Annotated in this window: 25 protein-coding genes; 13 read left to right on the top strand and 12 right to left on the bottom strand. The window is 42.3% G+C overall.

Going from position 1 to position 24264, the window contains the following annotated elements:
* Window positions 1-131: 131 nt before the first annotated feature.
* Complete coding sequence (locus BEGALDRAFT_RS16035) at window positions 132-1316, bottom strand: type 1 periplasmic-binding domain-containing protein (RefSeq protein WP_002691803.1); 1185 nt, start codon at window positions 1314-1316, stop codon at window positions 132-134.
* Between the two features lie 106 nt (window positions 1317-1422).
* Between BEGALDRAFT_RS16035 and xseA the strand changes: the two genes are divergently transcribed.
* From xseA to BEGALDRAFT_RS16010, 5 genes are read left to right on the top strand one after another with little or no spacing between them, the layout of a single operon-like run.
* Window positions 1423-2880, top strand: a complete 1458-nt coding sequence (gene xseA, locus BEGALDRAFT_RS16030; protein WP_002691801.1) for an exodeoxyribonuclease VII large subunit — start codon at window positions 1423-1425, stop codon at window positions 2878-2880.
* Between the two features lie 42 nt (window positions 2881-2922).
* Window positions 2923-3696, top strand: coding sequence for an NUDIX hydrolase (locus tag BEGALDRAFT_RS16025; protein ID WP_002691799.1), 774 nt, complete (start codon window positions 2923-2925; stop codon window positions 3694-3696).
* 10 nt (window positions 3697-3706) lie between these two features.
* Complete coding sequence (gene nudC / locus BEGALDRAFT_RS16020) at window positions 3707-4531, top strand: NAD(+) diphosphatase (protein ID WP_002691797.1); 825 nt, start codon at window positions 3707-3709, stop codon at window positions 4529-4531.
* A 49-nt stretch (window positions 4532-4580) separates the two neighbouring features.
* Window positions 4581-5099, top strand: coding sequence for a DUF302 domain-containing protein (locus BEGALDRAFT_RS16015; RefSeq protein WP_002691794.1), 519 nt, complete (start codon window positions 4581-4583; stop codon window positions 5097-5099).
* Window positions 5100-5128: 29 nt separating this feature from the next.
* On the top strand, window positions 5129-5803 hold the full coding sequence (locus BEGALDRAFT_RS16010; protein WP_002691792.1) for a PIG-L deacetylase family protein: 675 nt from the start codon (window positions 5129-5131) through the stop codon (window positions 5801-5803).
* A gap of 286 nt (window positions 5804-6089) precedes the next feature.
* Here the strand turns inward: BEGALDRAFT_RS16010 and BEGALDRAFT_RS16005 are convergent, their stop codons facing one another.
* A complete protein-coding gene (locus BEGALDRAFT_RS16005; RefSeq protein ID WP_002691790.1) occupies window positions 6090-7403 on the bottom strand; it encodes a vWA domain-containing protein in 1314 nt (437 codons plus the stop codon).
* 115 nt (window positions 7404-7518) lie between these two features.
* On the opposite strand from BEGALDRAFT_RS16005, the gene BEGALDRAFT_RS16000 reads away from it, so the two are divergent.
* The 4 genes from BEGALDRAFT_RS16000 to BEGALDRAFT_RS15985 all read left to right on the top strand — a co-directional run bounded on the left by BEGALDRAFT_RS16000 (window position 7519) and on the right by BEGALDRAFT_RS15985 (window position 9499).
* Window positions 7519-7905: a PulJ/GspJ family protein gene (locus tag BEGALDRAFT_RS16000; protein WP_002691789.1), complete on the top strand. Its 387-nt coding sequence runs from the start codon at window positions 7519-7521 to the stop codon at window positions 7903-7905.
* 10 nt (window positions 7906-7915) lie between these two features.
* The gene (locus tag BEGALDRAFT_RS15995; RefSeq protein WP_002691787.1) at window positions 7916-8575 is read left to right on the top strand and encodes a PulJ/GspJ family protein; all 660 of its coding nucleotides are present in this window, start codon (window positions 7916-7918) and stop codon (window positions 8573-8575) included.
* Window positions 8576-8666: 91 nt separating this feature from the next.
* Entirely contained in the window at window positions 8667-8936 is a 270-nt protein-coding gene (locus BEGALDRAFT_RS15990; protein ID WP_002691785.1) for a hypothetical protein, read from the top strand.
* An 80-nt stretch (window positions 8937-9016) separates the two neighbouring features.
* Window positions 9017-9499 carry a DUF4381 domain-containing protein gene (locus BEGALDRAFT_RS15985; protein ID WP_002691783.1) on the top strand — a complete coding sequence of 161 codons (483 nt, stop codon included), beginning with the start codon at window positions 9017-9019 and terminating at the stop codon, window positions 9497-9499.
* Between the two features lie 446 nt (window positions 9500-9945).
* Here BEGALDRAFT_RS15985 and BEGALDRAFT_RS15980 read toward each other — a convergent pair whose 3' ends face one another.
* The 4 genes from BEGALDRAFT_RS15980 to BEGALDRAFT_RS15965 all read right to left on the bottom strand — a co-directional run bounded on the left by BEGALDRAFT_RS15980 (window position 9946) and on the right by BEGALDRAFT_RS15965 (window position 14482).
* On the bottom strand, window positions 9946-10854 hold the full coding sequence (locus BEGALDRAFT_RS15980) for a DMT family transporter (protein WP_002691781.1): 909 nt from the start codon (window positions 10852-10854) through the stop codon (window positions 9946-9948).
* A 67-nt stretch (window positions 10855-10921) separates the two neighbouring features.
* Window positions 10922-12385 carry a 4-hydroxy-3-polyprenylbenzoate decarboxylase gene (gene ubiD, locus BEGALDRAFT_RS15975; RefSeq protein ID WP_002691780.1) on the bottom strand — a complete coding sequence of 488 codons (1464 nt, stop codon included), beginning with the start codon at window positions 12383-12385 and terminating at the stop codon, window positions 10922-10924.
* Between the two features lie 81 nt (window positions 12386-12466).
* Window positions 12467-13648, bottom strand: coding sequence for a hypothetical protein (locus BEGALDRAFT_RS18530; RefSeq protein WP_002691778.1), 1182 nt, complete (start codon window positions 13646-13648; stop codon window positions 12467-12469).
* A 66-nt stretch (window positions 13649-13714) separates the two neighbouring features.
* Window positions 13715-14482, bottom strand: coding sequence for a LytR/AlgR family response regulator transcription factor (locus tag BEGALDRAFT_RS15965; protein WP_002691777.1), 768 nt, complete (start codon window positions 14480-14482; stop codon window positions 13715-13717).
* Between the two features lie 172 nt (window positions 14483-14654).
* Between BEGALDRAFT_RS15965 and BEGALDRAFT_RS15960 the strand changes: the two genes are divergently transcribed.
* Window positions 14655-15050: a DUF7682 family zinc-binding protein gene (locus BEGALDRAFT_RS15960; RefSeq protein ID WP_002691775.1), complete on the top strand. Its 396-nt coding sequence runs from the start codon at window positions 14655-14657 to the stop codon at window positions 15048-15050.
* Between the two features lie 45 nt (window positions 15051-15095).
* Here BEGALDRAFT_RS15960 and rnt read toward each other — a convergent pair whose 3' ends face one another.
* The 3 genes from rnt to BEGALDRAFT_RS15945 all read right to left on the bottom strand — a co-directional run bounded on the left by rnt (window position 15096) and on the right by BEGALDRAFT_RS15945 (window position 17335).
* Window positions 15096-15722, bottom strand: a complete 627-nt coding sequence (gene rnt, locus BEGALDRAFT_RS15955) for a ribonuclease T (RefSeq protein ID WP_002691773.1) — start codon at window positions 15720-15722, stop codon at window positions 15096-15098.
* Window positions 15723-15729: 7 nt separating this feature from the next.
* A complete protein-coding gene (pyrC, locus tag BEGALDRAFT_RS15950; protein WP_002691772.1) occupies window positions 15730-16767 on the bottom strand; it encodes a dihydroorotase in 1038 nt (345 codons plus the stop codon).
* A gap of 130 nt (window positions 16768-16897) precedes the next feature.
* Entirely contained in the window at window positions 16898-17335 is a 438-nt protein-coding gene (locus BEGALDRAFT_RS15945; RefSeq protein WP_002691770.1) for a pentapeptide repeat-containing protein, read from the bottom strand.
* A 111-nt stretch (window positions 17336-17446) separates the two neighbouring features.
* On the opposite strand from BEGALDRAFT_RS15945, the gene trmL reads away from it, so the two are divergent.
* Entirely contained in the window at window positions 17447-17902 is a 456-nt protein-coding gene (gene trmL / locus BEGALDRAFT_RS15940; RefSeq protein ID WP_002691768.1) for a tRNA (uridine(34)/cytosine(34)/5-carboxymethylaminomethyluridine(34)-2'-O)-methyltransferase TrmL, read from the top strand.
* A gap of 8 nt (window positions 17903-17910) precedes the next feature.
* Here the strand turns inward: trmL and BEGALDRAFT_RS15935 are convergent, their stop codons facing one another.
* The 3 genes from BEGALDRAFT_RS15935 to aceB form a co-directional block, all read right to left on the bottom strand.
* Window positions 17911-18693 carry a uroporphyrinogen-III synthase gene (locus tag BEGALDRAFT_RS15935; protein ID WP_002691766.1) on the bottom strand — a complete coding sequence of 261 codons (783 nt, stop codon included), beginning with the start codon at window positions 18691-18693 and terminating at the stop codon, window positions 17911-17913.
* A gap of 399 nt (window positions 18694-19092) precedes the next feature.
* Entirely contained in the window at window positions 19093-20373 is a 1281-nt protein-coding gene (gene aceA, locus BEGALDRAFT_RS15930) for an isocitrate lyase (RefSeq protein WP_002691764.1), read from the bottom strand.
* 16 nt (window positions 20374-20389) lie between these two features.
* Window positions 20390-21997: a malate synthase A gene (gene aceB, locus BEGALDRAFT_RS15925; RefSeq protein ID WP_002691762.1), complete on the bottom strand. Its 1608-nt coding sequence runs from the start codon at window positions 21995-21997 to the stop codon at window positions 20390-20392.
* A 199-nt stretch (window positions 21998-22196) separates the two neighbouring features.
* On the opposite strand from aceB, the gene BEGALDRAFT_RS15920 reads away from it, so the two are divergent.
* Both BEGALDRAFT_RS15920 and BEGALDRAFT_RS15915 read left to right on the top strand, forming a co-directional pair.
* Window positions 22197-22979 (top strand): methyl-accepting chemotaxis domain-containing protein, encoded by a 783-nt coding sequence (locus BEGALDRAFT_RS15920; RefSeq protein WP_002691760.1) that lies wholly within the window; start codon window positions 22197-22199, stop codon window positions 22977-22979.
* A 69-nt stretch (window positions 22980-23048) separates the two neighbouring features.
* Window positions 23049-23969, top strand: coding sequence for a LysR family transcriptional regulator (locus BEGALDRAFT_RS15915; RefSeq protein WP_002691759.1), 921 nt, complete (start codon window positions 23049-23051; stop codon window positions 23967-23969).
* Window positions 23970-24264 lie beyond the last annotated feature (295 nt).

The following is a 24264-nucleotide window of genomic DNA, read 5'->3' as shown; positions in this document are numbered from 1 at the left end:
ATTGTACGTATAAAACATTAGAAAATAAATAGGGTTACTCCCCAGCTTTACATAAGTTTTTTTCATCATTATGGGGGTTGACAAAAAGAGAGACGCGATTTTTTACGTCTCTTGCTTTGAGGAGCATTGATTTAGAAGTGGCAACGGTTTTCTTTTTCGTCGTAGCCGAGTGTGTCTAAGTTATTGGTTTGGTGCATAAAGCCTGCTAAGGGAGCTGTGGCAACAACCCAGTTATCAGCCGTTAAAAAAATCGCTTGGCGTAGTTGGTTATTCCATGGACGGAATGAAGAGCGACTGCCTTTAACGCTGTCGATAACGATTTCATCGCTACGGATGTAGTCGCGTAGGGTTGCAAAATCTAAGGTGTTTTTGCGTTGAATGGCTTCGGCAATGATTTTTATACCTATCCATGCTGACCAGTCATAGCCTGTGCCGTGTCGCCGTCCTTCTTTAGTGAATCGACCATTTACTTGGGGCGCGCCGTTGCGTTCCCATGACCAATGCCACCAGTCAGGCACAAGCCCTGCCGCACCGACGACTAAGCGCGGGAATTGGGTTTGATAGGGTACTGAGCGGGCAAAATCGCCTGTACCATCGGCAACAAACACAACATCGTAATCGGCATTGCTGGTTAATAAGGTGACGTTATTTTGTTCGCGGTCGCGTGGGTCACGTCCGAGCACGTAATCGCGGACTTCTATCACTTTTAAGCCGAACCGTTTGGCAGAGCGGGTAAAGGCTTCATGTAGTTGTATATCATCAGGGTTTGTGCCTTTTAGTTCTAAAACGTCGCGCCATTTGCGGGAAATAAGGTATTGTGCAACGGCATCGGTGAGCATTTCCCAACTGGGGGCAAGGTGTAGTACGTGGGCTTGACAAGCTTCATTGCGTAAATTTGTATCTAATGCACTGATATTAAAAATTAAGATGTCTTTGCCTTTTGTGCGTTGTCCTAGTTGTGCCAGTGTGGTGCTAGGCACATCGACGAGGAAAAAGCGCACGCCTTTGGCGTAAAGTTTGTCGAGTTCGCCCATGAGTTCATCAACGGTATTTCCTTGTGATTTTTCTAGCATTAGGTTGATGTTTAATGCTTGTAGGGGAAAACGTACATCTTTTGCCGCAACGATTGCCCCCATATAAGGTCGACCCCAAGGCTGAAAATGTAATTGTGCATCGTTATGTTTGGCACTATAACGGACATCATCTGATTGTTCTAAATACCCTATTCGTAAAATTTGCGCGTTTTCTTCGGCAAGAACGGGCATTATTGCGCATAAACTAATGATAAATAGTAAAAAACGCAGTTGAGTGTACATAATTACAAAATCTCCTTGTGGTTTCGTGGATAATATCAGCGGTAGATACAATCCGTTTTATGTCTGTTTGGCGATTCGCCTGACATTTTTACAATAACTGAAAATAATGCGTTGTGAACAGCCGATTTATTTAAATTGCCCTTTTACCGAAAAAGAGTTAGTCAAACAGTTGGGTGCGAAGTTTGACGGGGTTTCGAAAAAGTGGTTTATACCTGTTAGGTTAGAGATTGAACCTTTTCAACGGTGGTTGCCTGCGGAATGGCAAGCGAGTTTATTGCCATTGGATTCAGCTCCATCTGTAGCGACTCAAGCGTCTATCGCGGGAATTTCTTTGTATGAGTTGTTAAACCAAGTCCGCCAAACCCTTGCCCAAGCCCATGCACAGCCGTATTGGTTACGAGCGGAGATTGTGGCTATTCATCATCGTCAGCATGTGTATTTAGAATTATCCGATCATGATGCTGAGGGACGGGAAATTGCTAAAGTTCGCGCGAGTCTTTGGCGTGAGCGAGCAACAAAGGTTTTGAGCCATTTTGAACAGCAAACGGGCATGGCATTGAGTGCAGGCTTAAAAGTCTTATTTCAAGCGACGATTGAGTTACATCCTGTTTATGGCTTTTCACTCAACCTATTAGATATAGACCCGCGTTTTACGCTGGGCGAGATGGCGGCAAAAGTGCAACGGATTCGTGTGCAATTAACCCAAGAGGGTTTAATTAATCAGAATCGACAACTGGCAAAACCGAATGAATTTTGTCAAATTGCCGTCATCGCGCCCGCACAAGCCGCAGGATTAGGCGATTTTCGCAGCCAAGCCGATAAATTGCAGGCATTGGGACTGTGTCAATTTCATTATTATGTGGCTAGTTTTCAGGGTAAAAATGCAACGGAGGAAATTCCTCAGGCAATTGAAAAAGTCGCAAAAGCGCATTTAAAAACACCATTTGATGCGTTGGTACTTATACGCGGTGGTGGTGCGACGGCTGATTTAATGCAATTAAATGAATATCCAATTGTAAAAGCAATTTGTACCGCGCCCTTGCCTGTGATTATCGGCATTGGGCATGAACGCGATAAAAGTTTATTGGATGAAGTCGCAAATCATGTTTGTCATACACCGAGCTTGACCATTACTTATATTCAAACCACGATTGTACAAAATGCCCAACAAGCCAAACAGCATTGGCAAAATTTGCTACAAGGGGCGCAAGCCGTGCTGACGCAAGCACAACTCCAAAATCAACAAGTATATGCGCAAGTTCGTGAACAAGCCCGCTATGCACTCGCAAACCAACGCCAACAGACACAATACTTATGGCAAGATATTAAAAACGCTAGTCAACAACAGCTACAACAAGCGCGTTTTATGACCAAACAATGGATGGAACAAATCTTACTCGGCGACCCTAAACGTATTTTACAACAAGGCTATGTACTCGTTAGAGATAAGCAACAACGGCTACTTACTGATAAAGAACAAGCCCAACAAGCCCGTGAGCTTTGGCTAGAGTTTAAAGATGGCATGATTGCCAGCCAAATTACCGAAAAAAGCCCTGAGTCTTAACCCTTGTGACTTTTACCCGATTGACCAGACTGTCAGATACTTATGCAAAACCTTATTAATGAATGCACCGACGAAAGCTACGACACTTTAGAAAGTTATAAAAAACCAACCGTAATGGTGGATGTCGCTATTTTTACCGTACAAGACAACACGCTAAAAGTGTTACTGATTAAACGCGGAATCGCTCCGTATAAGGACGCATGGGCATTACCAGGGGGGGCGTTACGGGTTGAACAAGATGAAAGCCTAGAGATTGCCGCCCTACGTGAACTTGCTGAAGAAACAGGCTTAAACCCGCAAACAGGCGCACAACGCCAATATTTAGAACAACTCCACACCTACGGCGGGCGTAACCGTGACCCACGGGGCTGGACAGTCAGCGTTGCCTATTTTGCCCTTGTTGCAATTGACGATGTCACCCTACGCGCGGGAACGGATGCCAGTGCTGCCCAATGGCACACGATTAATGGTCATCAAGTAGAACTCCCACTTGCCTTTGACCACGCCGATATTCTGCATGATGCAATTACCCGCTTACGTTCAAAATTAGACTATACCGACATTGCAGTACATCTCTTGCCCAAAGAATTCACTCTCACTGAATTACAACGAGTTTACGAAATCATCATGCAAGAAAAACTGAATAAAAGCTCTTTCCGTCAGCGTGTGGATAGAGCAGGCATTGTGAAACCAATTAAGGGCAGAATGCGTACAGGCTCAAATCGTCCCGCCCAGTTGTACCAATTTATTCAACAAAAGCATGACCGCATGTTTTTCCCGCGCAGTATTGCATGGGCACAAGAACGCAAACGCTAAGGATATTCCCATGAATTCAGAAATTTTTATTCCCAGCGTCATACCGCCCACAACGCCCAGCCCCTCACTCTGGTTTATCTTTCGCCGTGACCGTTTACTGGTTGCCGACCTAGACAGTGAGATTCGCGTCCCCTGTTGGCTCTCTTTTCACGAATCAGGACTTAATGCGATACGACAACACTATTTAGGCACATGGGGGCAATATCCCTGTTATTGCGTGGAAACTAACGACGAAACCCCTCCCACAGGGTTTAATTTTATCAATCTACGGACACTGAGCTTAGAACTGAGTCGTGATATGTTTGTTCTCGCAGGGCGTGGCATACAAGTTTTACAATGGGACAGAGACCACCAATTTTGTGGACGGTGTGGGCAGGCGATGCAACTGCTTCCTACTGAACGCGCTAAACGTTGTCCCAGTTGCGCCCTCGTCAGTTATCCACGCATTTCCCCCGCCGTGATTATGCGCATTACCCGCCATGATGAAATCTTACTATCTCGCTCCGCACACTTTGCGCCTGAGATGTATAGCGTACAAGCAGGCTTTGTCGAAACGGGAGAAACCTTAGAAGAAACGGTGATTCGAGAAGTACAAGAAGAAGTCGGGATTCGTATCAAAAATCTACACTATTTTGGCAGTCAACCATGGCCATTTCCGCACTCGCTCATGCTTGCCTTTACCGCAGAATATGCCAGCGGTGAACTGTGCATTGATAAAAATGAATTAGAAGATGCCCAATGGTTCAACGCCAATGCACGCCTGCCGAAATTACCGACACCGATGAGCATTGCACGCCATTTGATTGAAGATTTTCTGGCAGAACATCGCCAGTAAACCCAGTATGATACATAACTGTTTTAACGACGAAAAAAAGGAAAACACAATGCGTTATTTAAGCCTGATACTCTGCTGTTTATTACAACAAGCGGTTTTTGCTACTGAACCCAGCGCAACAACAGCAAACCCCGCGAACATGCCCGCCATGACGCTTGCGCAAACGATTGTTAAATTTCCCATTGCCGAAGGGGTGAGCATGGACAGCGCGATAGACTCCATGAAACTTCGCGCTAACTCTTTAAATATGAAATTAGTTGCTCATCAACCGATGTGGAAAGAATTTGAAGCACAAGGTCATCAAAAAGTACGCCGTGTCGAAATTTTTCAATTCTGCAATATAGATGTTGCCCGCGATATGCTGGACTTTAATATTGATTTTGTTGCTTATATGCCTTGTCGAATCGCAGCGATTGAAGATGATACAGGCAAAGGCTGGTTAGTCATGATGAATTTAGACTTGCTCATGCAATTGACCCAAATGCCGCCCGATTTACTGCCAAAAGCCCAAAAAGTCCGCGATGATTTAATGGAAATTATTCAAGCGGGGGCAAATGGTGAGTTGTAATTTACGGCGACATTAAGATGAATAACCGAATGAAACGTAAAGTTATTGTTATTGCACCACATCCAGACGACGAGACCTTAGGCATGGGAGGGACTCTTTTACGCCACCGTGCCGAAGGCGACGACATTTATTGGCTCATTATTACGAATATTTCAACACAACAAGGCTTTAGCTCGGAGCGGGTTAATAGTCGTCAAGCGGAAATTGCGCAAGTCGCTGAGGCTTTTGGTTTTACAGAAACAATTAAATTAGATTTTCCCACCATGAGCTTGACTGATAACGATTGGCAAGCCTTGATTAAAGCCATTGTGCAGGTATTTTTACGGATACAACCAGATACAATTTATTTACCTAATCGTAGTGATGCACATTCAGACCATCGCATTATTTTTGATGCGACGATGGCATGTACAAAAACCTTTCGCTATCCCTTCATTCAACGCATTTTTATGTACGAAACTGTTTCCGAAACAGATTTCGCACCTGCACTACCTGAAAAGGTATTTATTGCCAATTATTTTGTTGATATAACAGCCTTTTTCGCGCAAAAAATAGCCATTATGCAAATTTACGCTTCAGAACTTGCGCCGCCACCCTTTCCGCGCAGTATAGAAAATATCAGCGCGTGGGCAACGGTACGCGGTGCGATGGCGGGCGTTTTACATGCTGAGGCTTTTCAAATCGTGAAGTGGATAGAGAAATAATCCAAAAAATCTGAATTCGGCGAGTTTCTTTTAAAAAGACAATAGCTTGTCTGAATCAGGATTTTCAGGATTAAAAGATTGTCTGAATCAGAATTTTCAGAATTTTAACAGAATTTTCAGAATTAAAAAGACAAGAAAATTAAAAGAATAAAAAATTATGTTTTTAATTGTTTTTAATTCTGCTAATTCTGAAAATTCTGTGAATTCTGATTCAGACAAAAAAAGACCTGCGAGGTTTTCAAAACCTAGCAGGTCTGATTGAGCAACTTAAAAATTGCTGTATTGTCTAATATTTCTGCTGTGTATTGCGTTTATACTGCTCTTCACGCATCAACTTACGTTGTTTATTCCAATTCTTCTCATCCAAGTTATCTGCATCTTGTTCGTTTTTGTCTTTCAAACTACTTAAACTCGGCGCACTATAAAGTGTTGCCCCTTTTTCAAGTTCTTGTACATTGTCTAACAAGACTTGTCTTGCCTCTTCGATTTTTCCTGCATCCCGCAAGGTCACTGCTAACTTATTTTTCTCAATTGCTAACTGTTCTAAAACGGTTGCCATAACGGTTGCGTTGGTTTGTGTGCGGACTTGTTCGGCATCTTGGCTAAAACGCATATTCACTTGACTGCTTAAGTGGTCTTTTATTTGGTTACTCATGTTTAAGTAATCCACCGTTACTGTTGCAACCGTGAATAAGTTATCTGTTGCATTTGCAGGGGTTTCAATTTCTAATAATACGTATTTCTCTTGCTCACTATACAGTTGATTTAACACGATTTTGACTTGTTGCCCGTTAATAGCCGCATCCCGTCCTATCACACGCACAGGGCGCACACCCGATGCACAGTCGATAGTAATCACTAATTCTTGCGCGACAACGGAGAGTAAATCACCAAATTCGTAGTTAAAAATACGGGTTAAGTCGTTGGCATTTTCTACAAAGCTGTGACTGCCTTCACTTTGCTGGGCAAGACGGGTCATTAAATCTTCGTTATACCCTAAGCCTAAACCGATAGTCGTCACGCTGATGCCTGATTGACTCAATTGCGCCCCCAACGTGCCTAATTCCTCAGGAGTACTTGGGCCTACGTTAGCAAGACCATCAGAAACGAGAATTAACCGATTGACTTGATTACGGGTTAAAAACTTATTTAACTCTTTCGCCCCCCGTTGTACACCGCCATATAACGCGGTACTGCTACCAACCGTTATTTTGTCGATAATTTTGTAAATACTGTTCTTATCCACTGCTTTAGTTGCGGGCAGGACGACATCAATCTCCGTGTCATATGTCACAATCGAAAGGATGTCGTTTTCTCTTAAACGTTCAACCGCCATTTTTGCGGCGACTTTCGCTTGCTGAATTTTCTCTCCCTGCATAGACCCTGATTTATCAATAACTAAGGCAACATTTACAGGTGCAACTTTTCCTGTTTGTGGGAGTGCGTATCCTGTCACTGCGACACGTAAGTAAGTCGTTTGTGGTTTTTCTGCGAGCAAAACGGGATGTGCTAATGCAGTGTCTAACTTGACTTGTAACGCATGAACGGAATTTAACATAGAATAAACCCCTAATATCATTAAGATAAAAAAGTAACGCATAGTAATACTCCTGCAACGCCGTGTTATTAAGGAATGTGTCGTAAAATTAATTAAAATCCTCGTCTTTGTTTCCGTTATGATGAGGGCTATCAATCGTCATGCAGGTCTATTATTCATGATGCATACACAGCAAATACAACAAGGGTTTACCTTATTAGAAACCATTATTGCAATGGCCATTGTGGCAATGACATTGGGAAGTTTATTAAGCGTGTTAGGCAGTAGTAAGCAACTTGCATTTAAGGCGCAAGCAAATATTTATGAAGTCATTGTTTTACGCTCTGCTCTCAATGTCGCTCAAGTGCAAGAAGAGCCTGATTATCCAGAGTATCCCGCCGATTTTATAGAAAAATTAACGTTTGAAATGGAGGATGTGTTAGAACCGCCTAAACGTCAAACGCAAAAAATCATGTTAGGACTAGAGCCTTATCAATGGACGGATAAAACACATGGTTCACTGGTTAGCGGGTTGCGCTGGAAAAAATTAACGTCTGCACAATAAGAGTTTATTTATGTTGTCTGTCCGTCAAACGGGTTTTACTTTATTAGAAATTCTTCTTGCCCTTGTCATTTCTGCCGCCATCATGACCACTTTGGCAACAGGGATGTACCTCATCACGCAAGATTGGAAACGAACCACGCATGATCTAGATGATAGTTTAGATGCAGTTTTAGTGTTATTACAGTTAGAAAGAGCACTTAATGGCGCGTTTCCTCATACTTATATCGACCGTGACGAAAATAAAAGTTATATCTATTTTAAAGGCGATGAAGAACAGCTTACTTGGGTTTCTACGGTTTCACCCGCCCGCCATGCGGGGCTTGCTGCTTGGCAGTTATCGCCCAGTGAGTCGAAAGAGGGTGGTATTGATATTCGTGTTGTTCCTGTTTTTGCAGGGAATCCCGCTGAAAATTTGGAAAAAGCAGAACCATTAACCGCTTTTACAGGATATACCGCCCGTTTTGAATATTTATTTGTAGATACAGAAATTAAAGATGAAACGGAATGGTTAAAAGAGTGGTCGGCAGAAAAAACGCAAGGTTTGCCTAATGCGGTACGTATTGTTTTAGAAAAAAATAATGATGATAAAAAGGCAGGCAAAGATTTAGAAATCATTGCGGCTATTTTAGCTTTTGAACACAGTACGATTAAACGGGCTAAACCACTTTAAGCATGACAGAGGCTGATTTGATTATTAGCACTTTGCAACTATTGTAGTCACTAATAACCATGTCTCTTAATGCTTAATAGAGAGGTGTCACATGTTAAAAGTTGCATGTCCTAAATGTCATTATGAACCCATGAGCAAAGACCGCTGGATGTGCTCGTGTGGGCATGTTTGGCATACGTTTGATACATTGGGACAATGTCCCGCCTGTGGTTTAATCTGGTTTGATACAGCTTGCCCACATTGCCAACAATGGTCTAGGCATTCTCAATGGTATTACTGGCAACCCCCTGCGCGTATTTTAGTAGCCCGTCTAGCCTTGCCCGCACCACAACAATTTTTACGGTTAAGCTATCGCAGTTAGCCATGTAGCCATGTTTTGGATATAAAAAAAGTGATTGTTAAGATAGAAACCTTTTTAGATAAATTGGGTATTATTTTGTTATGAGTACAGAATTAGCCTTACATGATATTCATTTGCCTGAACCTATTAGCTGGTTTCCCCCTGCGTTGGGATGGTGGGTATTATTTGGATTCATCATTGTAGCCATTATCGCTGGTTTTTGGTGGTGGCAATATTATCGCTCACAATATTTGCAACGCTTTGTCTTACAAGCCTTAGAATCTGTTGCAACGCAATATCAACAGACTCAAGACACGCAGCAATTGGTCATAGCTCTATCGCGCTTATTACGACGTGTCTGTTTAAGTTACTATCCTCGTCAACAAGTCGCAGGATTAACAGGGGACGCATGGCTACAGTTTTTAGACCAGTTTTTAACAAATAAACCATTTACGGATGGGATAGGTAGAGTATTAGCCTCCTCTCCTTATCAAGCCCACGTAGAAGTAGATGCTCCAGCCTTATTAGACTTATGTCGTGCATGGTTAAGGGCATTTGTGAAGCAGAAAATGATGAAAGCGTGAGGTTTGATAGATTGGTCGTGCTAAATTGTCTGAATCAGGATTAGCAGAATTTAAAAGCGTCATTCACCCTACTTTTTAGGACTAGCAGTCCTCACAGGACTGCCAGTCCTTCGTACCGTTTTATAGTGCGTTTACTATAATTTAACCTAAGTTCGGCGAGTTTTATAAAATAAAACAGAGACCTGCTAGGTTTTTAAAACCTAGCAGGTCTGTCGGAACACGCGAAAAGGGTTGAAGGACTGGCAGAGATTATTCTCTTGTTTTTCATCGGGATTCACCAGATAAGATTCAGACAAGCTGTTGTCTTTTTTAAAAGAAACTCGTCGAACTCAAGTTAAAACCAAGAAATTAATGTGAATCACGCTTTTTAATTCTGTTAATTCTGTGAATTCTGATTCAGACAAGCTGTTGTCTTTTTAAAAGAAAATCGTCGAACTCAGGTTAATTTAAGCAACCGACTTATGCCAAAACAACGCCAGATAAATGCCTATAACCACAAAAATAATACCAATCAGATGATAATAATGCAGTTGTTCGCCTAAAAAGATGAGTGATAACACAGTCCCAAACACGGGAATTAAATGAATAAATTGCCCCGCTTTTTGTGCGCCGATTTCAAAAATTGCCTGATTCCAGCAAATATAAGCCACTATTAAGGGAAAAATCCCTACATAAATAATACTGCTGATAGTGGGGAGATTTGGCGACCATGTTCGCGGTGAATACATGAATTCCCAAATATAAAACGGTAGCATCACTAAAACCCCTAAAATTACAATTACGCCCATAAAGCCCAACCAGTGTAAATCCATGGGCTTCCATTGTAGTAATAGGGAATAAACCGCCCAAATCAGTACCGCACCTAATACCCAAACATCCCCTTGATTAAACTGGAAATGAGTCAATACTTGCCAACTGCCTTGGCAGATAATGACTAAAACCCCCAGTGTTGAAATTAAAATGCCCATAAATTGAAAATGGGTAACGCGCTGACGAAACCAGAAGTAGCCAAGAATAATAATAAGTATCGGCATGTTAGATTGTAAAATAGCGGCATTGGTTGCCGTAGTCGTTTGTAAGCCAACATATAGAAAGCTATTAAATCCGCCGACACTTAATGCACCTAATACGAGCAATATCAGCCAGTGTTGACGAATTAACGCCTGTTGTGCAGACATATAACGCCATGCAAAAGGCAGTAAAATCAATAAGCCGACAATACCGCGCCAGAATGCTAATGCCATCGGTGGCATTTCTGCCATTACCGCTCGCCCAATTACCATATTGCTTCCCCAGAAGAGGGTAGAAAGAACAGGCAATACATAGGGTGAGATGGAAAAATTGAGAATACGCATAGTAAATTTTTAGTAAAAATATTTAGTTGGTAACTGATTCAAAAGAAAATTAAAGAAAAATTTTTCTTTAAATCCCCAGTTTTCCCCAAATTTCATCAATCCGTTGTTTAACCGCTTTATCCATTGTAATGGGGCGACCCCATTCGCGTTGGGTTTCACCTTGCCATTTATTTGTCGCATCAAATCCAATCTTTCCGCCCAAGCCAGAAACAGGCGAGGCGAAATCTAAATAATCTATTGGGGTATTTTCCACAAGGGTTGTATCGCGTACAGGGTCCATACGGGTGGTCATTGCCCAAATCACATCTTGCCAATTGCGTATATTGATGTCGTCATCGGTGATAATGAGAAATTTGGTGTACATGAATTGTCGTAAAAATGACCAAATGCCAAACATGATGCGCTTGGCATGTCCTGCGTATTGTTTTTTGATGCTAATAATTGCCATTCGATAAGAACAGCCTTCAGGGGGTAGATAGAAATCAACAATTTCAGGGAATTGCTTTTGTAAAATAGGGACGAAAACTTCATTTAATGCAACGCCTAAAATTGCAGGCTCGTCGGGTGGTCGTCCTGTATAGGTGCTGTGGTAAATAGGGTTGTGGCGGTGGGTGATGCGTTCAATAGTGAATACGGGAAACGTATCAACTTCGTTGTAATAGCCTGTATGGTCGCCGAAAGGCCCTTCGGGTGCAGTTTCGTTGGGATAAATAAAACCTTCTAGGATAAATTCAGCGTAAGCAGGGACTTGTAAGCCATGACTTAGGCAGGTTGCAACAAGGGTACGTTTTCCGCGTAAAAGTCCTGCAAAAGCGTATTCAGAAAGACTATCAGGAACGGGCGTAACCGCGCCTAAGGTTGTTGCAGGGTCTGCACCTAGAGCAACGGCAAGGGGAAAAGGGTCTGTTGGATGAGCATTTTTCCATTCTAAATAGTCTAATGCACCGCCTCGATGAGAGAGCCAGCGCATGATGACTTTATTGCGTCCAATCACTTGTTGGCGGTAAATGCCTAAATTTTGCCGTGCTTTATGCGGACCTTTGGTGATAACTAAGCCCCAAGTAATCAGGGGAGCCGCATCTAGTGGCCAGCAGGTTTGAATAGGGAGCTGGCTTAAATCAACGTCATCGCCTTCAATTACATTTTCTTGGCAGGGTGGTTTTGTAATGATTTTAGGGGGCATGTTAAGCACTTGTTTAAAAACGGGGAGTTTATCAAACAAGTCACGCACGCCTTTGGGTGGGTCGGGTTCTTTGAGAAAGGCAAGGAGTTTACCCACTTCGCGTAGGCTATGAATATCGTCTTGTCCCATGCCGAGCGCGACCCGTTTCGGTGTACCGAATAAGTTGGCAAGCACTGGGATTTTATAACCTTTAGGGTTATCAAAAATCAGGGCAGGCCCTGCGGCGCGTAGGGTACGGTCGCAGATTTCCGTCATTTCTAAGTAGGGGTCTATATCTAAACGAATGTGTTTTAATTCGCCTTGTTTTTCGAGCTGACGAATAAAGTCGCGGAGGTCTTGATAACGCATGGGATTGGGGTAGTTGGCGGGTAAAAAAAAGGGTCTGGTAGAAAGCGGGTAGATTACCAGACCCTTATAGCGATAGGTTAATTAAAAAGAGGGACATTCACCCTTGTTCTTTTTAGAATCAAGCATCTTATCGCCATTAAATTTATAAGTGACGCATTGACTACCGTCTTCAGCTTCGAATTGCCAAATTGTTGCAACGCCAATATCGCCATCCTCGTTATCAAAGAAATCAGGCAGACGTTTTTCTGTCTTGAGCACTTTTTGCTTATCACCTGTTAAGGCTTTAACGAGCGCGTTATATTCTTCATCGTCGCTGACTTCCCCTGTTTCTTCAGGTGGGGTATCTGCTGGCGATTCGGCAGGAATATCAGGGCGTACTGATTCAGCAGGGGCGGGATGCGGTGCTGGTGTCGGTGCGGGGGGAATTGCGCTATTAGGTTGAGGCGGTGGCGGGAGTGGCCCTTCATCATGGGGGGCAGGTGGCGCGGGCGGAATGGCTGGCGGCTCGGCAGGTTTTTCAACAGGCTTTTCAGCGGGTTTTGCAGGTTCTACTTTTACAGGCGGTGCACTGGGTATTGCGGTTGCGGGAAGTTGAAATAATTCATCGCAATAGGCAAACCATGCTTGTACTGTGCGTGTTGTTTTAGCGGCTTCTTTGGTATCGGGGTCAGTAAAAGTTGACTCATGTGTATATTTGATAATATTGGGATAATTCGTCAGCGCGTTTTGTTTTGCTGTGGTATAGATGCTGACTAATGATTGATTGCTGGGGTCATTGCTATATTGAGAACATGCTTCATCAACGGCTTTCCCGACTTCTTGTTTTGCCGTGTTGAGTTTCTTCATCAGTTCATTTAAAACAGCTTCTTGTTGCTGGGCTTTCTGTTTAACTTCTTCTGCCTGTTTAGCAATTAATGCCTCTGCATCAGACACTTTTGTGCTCAGTTGTTCTTCACAAGTGTTATAAGCTTGGGCTAAGGTTTGGTCGACAAAGTATTTGCCTGTGTAACGGTCAGTTGTAGAATCTTTTAATGTCGCATCAATTTTTAGCGCGAAATCGCGGTCGCGTTCATAGCGACTGACAAGGCTTTGCAAAATACTCAATGAGCCTTTACTTTTTGGGGCAGGCATTTGTAGGCTACGTTCACAGGTATTTAATGCCGCTTTAAATTTTTCTAGTGCGAGGGCATCAGCGGCGTAACTATTCGGGGTGTTAAATAACGCCGTTAGTAATGAAAGCGTCATGGCGCGTTTTAAAATCATACTATGCAAAACTCCCTTGATAATTTGATAATCATGCGTAGTCCATCCTTATAATCGTTTCGTTCATTAGATTGCACAAGGTAAACGCATATCTTTTAAGACTTTGCGAACAGTCGGTAAATGTCGGCGACTGACTTCTAAGGTTTTATTAGCCGTGCGTAATTTGATGAGATGTCGCCCTTCATGATCTTTCACCAATCCCGCAATTTGTACAATAGCAACTAAAGTACTGCGATGAATTCTTAAAAATTGTCCACTGAATTCTTGTTCTAATTCTTTTAAGGTTTCCCCTATCAGTGCTTCACCCTGTGTCCAATGCAAAACGACATACTTTTGATCAGCATAACAATATTGTATTTCATTCACAGGAATCATACGCAGTTCATCGCGTACTTTAACACTGATATGACTGCGTGCTTTTGTCTTTATGGGGCTAAAACTGTTCGTTTCAGAAAGCTCATCATCACTGATATTCAACAAAGTTTTAGCACGCATTAGCGCACCTTCCAACCGATCACGTCGTATTGGTTTCATCAAATAATCAACTGCTTGCTGGTCAAACGCATCTAGCGCGTGGTCGCCGTAAGCCGTTGTAAAAATCAGCGCAGGTGATGGGGATATATGACGCATTTGGCGAGCGGCTTCCATCCCATCCATACCCGGCATACGAATGTCTAACAAGACAATATCAGGGTGGCATAAGCTCACGATATTAACCGCTTCCCGCCCATTTCCAGCCTCCCCCACCACTTCACCAATGCCAATTTCTTCAAGCAATGCCCGTAATCGCGCCCGCGCAAGGGGTTCATCATCAACAATGAGAATTTTCATCATAGCGTAGGTATTTATTAGAGAGTTATTAGCCTAGCGTGTGCGAATTCAGTGCCATATTAAACAATGCATAAATCGCATAAAGAGACAAGACATTGAGTTGCTGAAATCACACAGTATCCCCATATATCATCAGGAAAGTCGTTAGTTTAAAACAATGGAGTACATGATTAATATGGCAAAAAAGACATTTCCATGTGGACATAAAGGGTTAGGGCAGTATTGTCATAAATGTCAACAATCTTCAGTAGAACAACATCATCAAGACACTAATAAACGTGAAAAACAGGTGTGGGAACAACAATTTAAAGCAGATGCTGTTGACTTACGAAAACTGCCACATAAAAGTTTAGTTATTAAAGCCCGTTCTATTCTCGCTGCCATTAAAGAAGGGCAAGCGTATCAAGTCTTTAACGGTAAACGGATGAATTACGATAGGCACATCGTTTCCGTGCCTATTGATAATGATTACCGCATCTTATTTAAGGACGAAAAAGAAGGCTTAACCCCTGTTGTTGTACTCTCTCATGAGGAATACAACACCAAAAAACCCGGTGCATCAAAAATATAAAAAACTCACTGAACAAGGCGATAGTGACATCATCACACGCCTTGTCTATTCCAGCCGAGACCGTACCCCAATTTTTACATCCCACAGATTGACAATAGCACAAAATAAATCCGCTGTTCGCTCAGCGTCATAAATCGCCGAATGCGCCTGATCATTATCCCACTCAAAACCCGCTACCTGCACCGCCCGTGCTAATACCGTCTGACCAAAAGCCAAACCGCCTAATGTTGCTGTATCAAAAGCACTAAACGGATGGAAAGGATTGCGTTTTGTATTCGTCCGCTCAGTAGCGGCATTTAAAAAACTTAAATCAAACGCAGGATTATGACCCACTAATACCGCCCGCGAACACTTCTGCGACTTTACCGCCTCACGAATAGGCTTAAAAATCTTATGTAACGCATCATGCTCAGGCAAAGCTAAACGAAAAGGGTGATAAGGGTCTATCCCTGTAAACGCCAACGCGGCTGCGTCCAAATTTGCCCCCGCAAACGGCTCAACATGACAAGCATGTGTTTCGCCCCGTTGCCAAAATCCCTTTTCATCTACATCTAAAATGACGGCGGCAATCTCAAGTAAGGCATCCCGTTTAGGGTCAAATCCCGCTGTTTCCACATCAACAACAACGGGTAAAAAACCACGAAATCTTTTTGCAATTAATGGATTATACACTATTAAATCAACCTGTTACCAACTGCCATTGAATATCATCACCTGCCCGCAAAGGAACAACCGTATCATCACCAAATGCAAGCGATGTCGGCATTTGCCAACACTGTTTTTTCAACGTCACTGTCCGCGTATTACGTGCTACGCCATAAAAATCCGCGCCGTAAAAACTCGCAAACCCCTCTAACTTATCCAAAGCATTAACCTGCTCAAACGCTTCCGCGTACAACTCTAAAGCGGCAGGCGCGGTAAACATACCCGCACAACCACAACTTGCTTCTTTCGTATGACGGGCATGAGGCGCGCTATCCGTGCCTAAAAAGAATTTAGGATTACCACTGGTTGCTGCACGTAGCAAGGCTTGACGATGCTGTTCACGTTTTAACACAGGCAAACAATAATGATGCGGACGCACCCCGCCTGTAAATAAATCATTGCGATTCATCAATAAATGATGCGCGGTAATGGTCGCCCCAATCTTAGACGACTGTGCACTGACATAATCCACAGCTTCCGCCGTTGTAATATGTTCTAAGACAATCCGCAAATTAGGAAAGGCAAGAATAATAGAGTCAAGAATATACTCAATAAAAACCTTTTCACGGTCAAAAATATCGACCGTATTTGCCGTTACTTCCCCATGAATTAACAAAGGCACATCATACGTTTGCATCGCTTCTAACAAATGCCAAACTTTATGCAAATCCGTCACACCTGATTCAGAATTAGTCGTTGCACCCGCAGGATAATACTTAATGGCAACAACGCTTTCAGACTCCTTTAACCGTTTGATTTCTTCAACGCTTGTATTATCCGTTAAATATAAGGTCATCAACGGCTGAAAAGTAGAACCTTCAGGCAAGGCTTGCAAAATACGACTTCTATAAGTCTCCGCTTGTGCTAAAGAAATAACAGGCGGTTTTAAATTCGGCATAATAATGGCGCGTCCAAAACAACGCGCAGTTGCTTGAATCACAGAAGCCATTGCCACGCCATCACGGACATGCAAATGCCAATCATCAGGTTGAGTTAAAGTAATCTGCGTCATCTAAAGAAGTTACCCCTTAAAATTTAAGGGGGTTATTATGCCATGTTCACACTGTTTTCAATATGTGATGTGGATGTTCAATGGTGATTGAGCCAATAAAATGATGAAAATTTTTAAGGTGTTATAATGTTTAAAGACTTGTTTTATTGACAGTATAGCCACTGGGTAAACGTGTCAACTCGTCAAAAATCACGTTATCTAACATAACATTGTCAAAGATAGCGGTGGAAAAATCGATAGCACTTATGTCAGTTTTATGCAGAACATTATCTGGTAAAAAAGAAACATCCTTTAACGTTGCTTGAAAAAACTGCGATGCTTTTAAATCAACGCCATAAAATTGAGCGTTTACCCATTTTGTAAAAGAAAAATCGGTTAAAAAAAACACAACGTCATAAAATTCAACATTCACAAAAGTTGCATATTTAAAATTTACATCCATGATAATGCATCTTTCAAAAATTACATTTTCTACATGCTTATTTTCCAAATTCATACCATCATCAATTCCGCCACCTATAAAGGTGCAATTGCACAAATTCAATCCGTCTTTATACCTTAATTTCATGTAAATTAGTCCGATAAGATATTATGTTCTTTCTTACATTAACCAATGTCTATCAATTAAGGCTAAAATAGCTCTAAATTTTTAAAAAAGCAGCTTTTAAGTTACTAAACCATGTTTCATTGTGTGCTTCATCAACCAGAAATCCCCCCCAATACAGGGAATGTCATTCGTCTGTGTGCCAATACACAAGTACAACTCCACCTAATTCACCCATTAGGCTTTAGTCTCGACGACAAACGTATGCGTCGCGCAGGGTTAGATTATCATGAGTGGGTCAATGTAAAGGAATATAAAACATTAGATGATTTTCTAATCACGATAAATCCAACCCGTTTATTTATCTGTGAAACTTGTGGCGAACAATATTACACCGACTGCCACTATCAGGCGGGAGATGCATTTTTATTCGGTTCGGAAACTTCTGGATTACCGCGAACTGTCCTTGAACGTTTTCCACAAGAACAGATGATTAGAATCCCCATGCGAGCAGGCAATCGAAGTTTAAATTTATCAAACTCCGTTGCAGTCGTTATTTACGAGGCATGGCGACAACTGGGATTTGCTTAAAAAGATAATTAACGTGCTTCTGTTGGCGACTTACCTTGCGTAAAACGCCCTTTTGTTTTCCAATAGACTAGCATGTTGAGTAAGCCTTCATCACTGGCAATTTTGGTGACTAAAATCGGCGCAGAAAAACCTAAATTGATGGCTTCGTTGCGTGTGCGCTCGCTCATCACTAATAAGGGTGTACTTTTAACCCAAGATTGTTCCGCCAATAAAATCAATAAATTTTGTAAGCCTTCGCTACTGGTCACTATCATAATATCGGGCGGTGAAGTCGGTAACGTTAATAAACGCGGGCATTCTCGACGATAAACATTTAAATAATCTACTTGCGCCCCCCGCAAACGCAACTGTTCGGCTAACGTCTCGCGCCCTCCTTCTCCTCGCACAATAATGATTTTTCGGGCTTCCACCTGTTGCATCAAAGGCATGATTAATAATGCTTCTGTGTTATAGGGTGCTGGCGCACAAAGTGCGGATACTCCCCACGCTTGCAACGCCTCAGCCGTTTTTTTACCAATCGCAATCGTCGTGAGATGAACAGGGAGTTTTTTCTGTTCATCAAGCAATTCAGGCAATCCATATTCGACAGCATTAGCACTGACAAAGATAAGCATGTCTAATTGAGGCAATTGTTGACGACAACTAGATAGCGGACTTCTGTCTGCCAATGGAATAATTTCTAAAACAGGTAAACGGATTGCTATACCGCCAAGAGCTTCTATTTGCTCACATAAGGCTTCTGCTTGATGTGCAGGACGGGTGACGAGTACACGAAAATCAGTTAAAGACATAATTCAAATAACCCTCAGCACAACGATACAATTGATATTAAATAATTAATTGTCAATGACGTTTAAAAAGCAGAACCAATGAAATAAAAAATTGTACCTAAATAACCCCAGCTTTGCGAGTTTTATAAAATAAAACAGAGACCTGCTAGGTTTTGAAAACCTAACAGGTCTGTCGGAACAGGCGAATCAGATTGACCAGACAAGATGAAAAAATTGTCTGAATCAGGATTTTCAGAATTAACAGAATTTAAACCCCTTAAACCAAAAAACTAACATGAATAAATCTTTTTAATTCTGCTAATTCTGTTAATTCTGATTCAGACAAAAAAAGACCTGCTAGGTTTTGAAAACCTAGCAGGTCTGTTGGAACAGGCGAATCAGATTGACCAGCTTAAAAAATTAAGCGTGGGTAAATTGCTCTTCTTCGGTAGAGCCTTTTAATGCAGTGATAGAAGACACACCGCCTGTAATCACTTGGGTCACGTCATCAAAGAAACCAGCACCGACTTCACGTTGATGCTTGGTTGCCGTGTAACCACGAGATTCAGCAGCAAATTCTTTTTCTTGCAATTCTACATAAGCAGTCATGCCAGTGTCACGATACTTGTCAGCTAAATCGAACATAGAGTAGTTCAATGTATGGAAGCCTGCCAAGGTGATGAATTGGAATTTGTAACCCATTGCACCGAGTTCTTTTTGGAACTTGGCAATGGTTGCGTCGTCAAGGTGACGTTTCCAGTTGAAGGAAGGTGAGCAGTTGTAAGCCAGCATTTTATCTGGGAATTCTTTCTTAATAGCTTCCGCGAAGACGCGGGCTTCATTTAAGTCAGGTTTGCCTGTTTCTAACCAAATCAGGTCAGCATAAGGGGCGTAGGCTAAACCGCGAGAAATCCCTTGAGCCATCCCTTGACGGGTTTGGTAGAAGCCTTCAACGGTACGGTTGCCAGTGACAAATTCTTGATCACGTGGGTCGATGTCGCTGGTTAATAAAGCAGCTCCTAATGCGTCGGTACGGGCAATAATCACGCTAGGTACGCCAGAAACGTCAGCAGCTAAACGGGCAGCGATTAATTTTTGCACGGCTTCTTGTGTAGGAACTAAGACTTTTCCACCCATGTGACCGCATTTTTTCGCAGAGGCTAATTGGTCTTCCCAGTGAACACCAGCCGCACCCGCTTCAATCATGCCTTTCATTAATTCGAAAGCATTTAACACACCGCCGAAACCTGCTTCGGCATCAGCAACGATAGGCACGTACCAGTCGATGGAGTCGTTGCCTTCGGCATGGTGTAATTGGTCAGCGCGTTGGAATGCGTTGTTAATACGGCGAACAACGGTCGGCACGCTGTCAACGGGGTATAAGCTTTGGTCAGGGTACATTTGACCTGCGCTGTTGGCATCGCCTGCAACTTGCCAGCCACTTAAGTAAATGGCTTTTAAGCCTGCTTTGGCTTGTTGCATGGCTTGGTTGCCAGTTAAAGCACCTAAAGCATTAACATACGGTTCTGTGTTTAAATATTTCCACAGTTTCTCAGCACCTACTTTGGCTAAGGTGTGCTCAATGGGTAAAGTGCCACGTAAACGAACTACTTCAGCAGCGGAATAACCACGGGTCACGCCTTTCCAGCGAGGATTCTCAGCCCAGTCTTTTTCAAGTGCTTTTGCATCTAAAAATGTCATATTATCCAGTCTCGGTTTAAGGTAAATATTCGTAAGCGACTAAAGTCAAAAATTCAGCAAACGTCTCTTCTGTCACAATCTTCGCGAGTAATTCCGCAGCTAATGCGTAGTGACCAGCCTTTTGGCGCTGTTCACCCACCTGAGCACGGATAATATCGAGTTCCTCCTGTATCACTTGTTTGACTAATTCGGCGGTCACTTTGCGACCATCGTTTAAAACGCCTTTCGGATAACGTACCCACTGCCATAATTGGGCGCGGGCAATTTCAGCGGTTGCTGCATCTTCCATGAGGTTGTTAATAGGCACACAGCCATTTCCGCCTAACCATGCTTCCATGTATTGAAGTGCCGCACTGACATTGTTACGCAATCCTTTTTCAGTGATATTGCCTGTTGGAACTTGCAATAAATCTTTTGCGGTAACATTGACTTCTTCGCGCAGTTTATCTTTTTGATTGGCTTTGGGCATGTATTTGTTGAATACGTCCATTGCAATCGGAACTAGTGCAGGATGTGCAACCCACGTGCCATCATGTCCATCGCCTGCTTCTCGTTCTTTATCAGCCAGCACTTTTGCTAGTGCGGCATCGTTAGCGGCTGGGTCATTCTTAATCGGAATTTGCGCCGCCATCCCGCCCATCGCATGTGCGCCGCGACGGTGACAGGTTTTAATCAATAGTTGAGAGTAGGAACGTAAGAAGTGGCTTGTCATTGTCACTTCGCCACGGTCAGGTAAGACAAATTCTGGGTTTTTGCAGAATTTTTTGATGAAACTAAAAATGTAGTCCCAACGACCACAATTTAACCCAACGCAATGGTCACGTAATTCATATAGAATTTCGTCCATTTCGAAAGAGGCTAAAATCGTTTCAATTAAAACAGTGGCTTTGATAGTGCCACGGGGTAAGCCGAGTTTATCTTGTGCGTAGTTAAATACGTCGTTCCATAAACGGGCTTCTAAATGGCTTTCTAATTTGGGTAAGTAAAAGTAAGGTCCTGTGCCTTTGCTTAAAGCACGTTTTGCATTGTGGAAGAAGTACAACCCGAAATCAAAAAGTGAACCAGATATAGGTTTACCTTCAAATAACACATGTTTTTCTTCTAAATGCCAACCACGAGGACGCACTAATAGGGTCGCTATAGTGTCGTTTAATTGATACTGTTTGCCTTCTGGGCTGGTGTAGGAAATGGTCTTGTCTAAGGCATCACGTAGGTTAATGTGCCCTTCCAATAATCCTTCCCAAGTAGGGCTTTGTGCATCTTCAAAATCTGCCATGAATACTTTCGCGCCTGAGTTCAAGGCATTGATGACCATTTTGCGGTCAACAGGCCCAGTAATCTCGACACGGCGGTCTTGTAAATCGGCGGGGGTCGCACCGACTTGCCAATTACCATCACGAATGTGCTTAGTTTCAGGCAGGAAATCAGGCATAATGCCTGCTTCTAATTGTTTTTGCCGCTCAACCCGTCTTGCTAAAAGTGCTTCACGTCGTGCACCAAAGTGTTTTACTAAGTCCGCTACAAACGCAACTGCTTCAGCGGTTAATACAGAGGCAAACTCTGGTTTAACTGGAGCAGTGATTGTCAAATCAGGCGTATGCAGTGACACAGGTTGTGTTGACATCGTAATCTATCCCTCTGGACGTGTTTAGCTACGTTTGAGTAATGGGTCTATAATTAAAGCTGATTTTTACGTTGCGTTGCAACAATTGGTAAGCCAAATATTTTAATATATACTATTGTCTATGTTAATAGTGAATTGTTAAAAATATTGCTTATTGTGGAAAATGAGGCATTAATACAGTATTAGCAAGGGTTTAGCGATGGCAGTTAATACAGAAGAAATTTGGGAAATGTTTCGTGAAACGGGAAAGCAGATTCAAGCTTTACGTTATCGGTCAGAAGAAACAGAGCGGAGCATTAAAGAGCTGGTAGAAGCGTCAAGAGAGACTGACCGTAGATTTCAAGAAATACGAACGGAAATGGCTGAAAGCTCAAAAGAGACTGACCGTAGATTTCAAGAAATACGAACGGAAATGGCTGAAAGCTCAAAAGAAACTGATCGTAAAATTAAAGAAACGATTGTCAGTTTACATGACGGATTGCATAAAACAGAGAAGTTATTAGGCGGTTACGCACAGGCAGCTGAAAAACGTTCGCGAGAGTTAGATAAAAGAATTGGCGCATTAAGCAATCGCTTAGGCGAGTTTGTTGAAGAATTTATTAAACCTAATATAGTGCCTTTATTACAAGCGCGGGGCATTGATGTACATGTGGTTAGTCGTGATGTGGAGGCGAATAACCCTCAATTAGGTTTAGCAATGCAAATTGATTTATTAGCGATTAATGGCGATTGTTGCGTACTTATCGAGGTTAAAAGCCATTTAAGTCAAGATGATGTCGACGAACATATAGAGCGGATGGGAAAATTTAAACCATTATTTCCTAAATATCAGGACAGTCAAATTTTTGGCGCGGTCGCTGGCATGGTTATTCCTGATAATGTCTCTAAATATGCGTATAGAAAAGGTTTTTTTGTTATAACCCAAAAGCATGATACTGCTATCATTCTGAATGATATTCAATTTCAACCTAAAACATGGTAATTCTTTGATAACTCAATTAACCATGATTCTTTAATAACGCGCAATAATTTCAATAATATTAGGTGTGTTATGTCTAACGAGCGTTTTTACTACAAACAAAATCGACTGAAACAACTGCGGGCTTTTTGCCATGCGGCACAAACGGGAAGCATTTCTAAAGCTGCTGACCGTTTATTTTTAAGTCAGCCCTCTGTTTCACTACAAATAAAAGCCCTAGAACGTGAATTAGATATTTCTTTATTCGAACGGCGTGGTCCCTCGATTGAATTAACCCCCGAAGGAAAAATTTTATACGAATTAGCAACGCCTTTAGTAGAAGGGATTGATTCTTTAACAGAATCGTTTGCAGTACGACGGGGTAATTTAGAATCAGGCGAGTTAAATATCACAGCGGGCGAATCGACCATTCTGTATATTTTGCCCGATGTCATGAAACGTTTTGCCAGTGCTTACCCTGGTATCCGCTTGCGCTTGCATAATGTCACAGGACGCGATGGGATGGCGTTATTACGGGCAAATGAAGTCGATTTTGCCGTTGGGTCATTTTTAGATATTCCTGACGATATCATGTATTTTCCCATTTACTACTATGACACTGTTCTGATTACACCGAAAAATCATCCTTTAGCGCAAAAACCCGATTTTCGTTTAGAAGACATTAGCCAATATGGGTTGATTCTCCCACCGCGTCATTTAAGCACATGGCGTATGGTGAAAATGGTTTTTCAACAGCATAATTTAGACTATAAAGTCACCTTAGAAGCAGGTGGCTGGGAAGTGATTAAAAAATACGTGGCGTTAGGCTTGGGCATTTCTGTTGTGACGAGTATTTGCCTAACACCGAGTGACCCTGTTGAAGTTTTATCGTTAGAGCAATATTTTCCCAAGCGAAGTTATGGCGTGATTCTGCGCCGTGGCAAATTCCTCTCACCAGGAGCAAAACGATTTATAGAGATGATGGACACGGATTTTTTTAAACGTGATTTGTAATTAACCTGAATTCGGCGAGTTTCTTTTAAAAAGACAACAGCTTGTCTGAATCAGGATTCACAGAATTTTCAGAATTAGCAGAATTAAAAAGCGTGATTCACCTTAAATTTTGGTTTTAGGGTTTTAAATTCTGTTAATTCTGAAAATCCTGATTCAGACAATCTTTTAATCTTCTCTGGTGAATTCTTTTCGCACGTTCCGACAGACCTGCTAGGTTTTTAAAACCTAGCAGGTCTCTGTTTTATTTTATAAAACTCGTCGAATTCAGGTTAATTAACCTGAGTTCGGCGAGTTT

It is taken from the genome of Beggiatoa alba B18LD (assembly GCF_000245015.1).
Classification (GTDB): domain Bacteria; phylum Pseudomonadota; class Gammaproteobacteria; order Beggiatoales; family Beggiatoaceae; genus Beggiatoa; species Beggiatoa alba.
The sequence above is the reverse complement of the archived record's forward strand: the minus strand, read 5'-3'. Positions and strand labels throughout refer to the sequence as shown.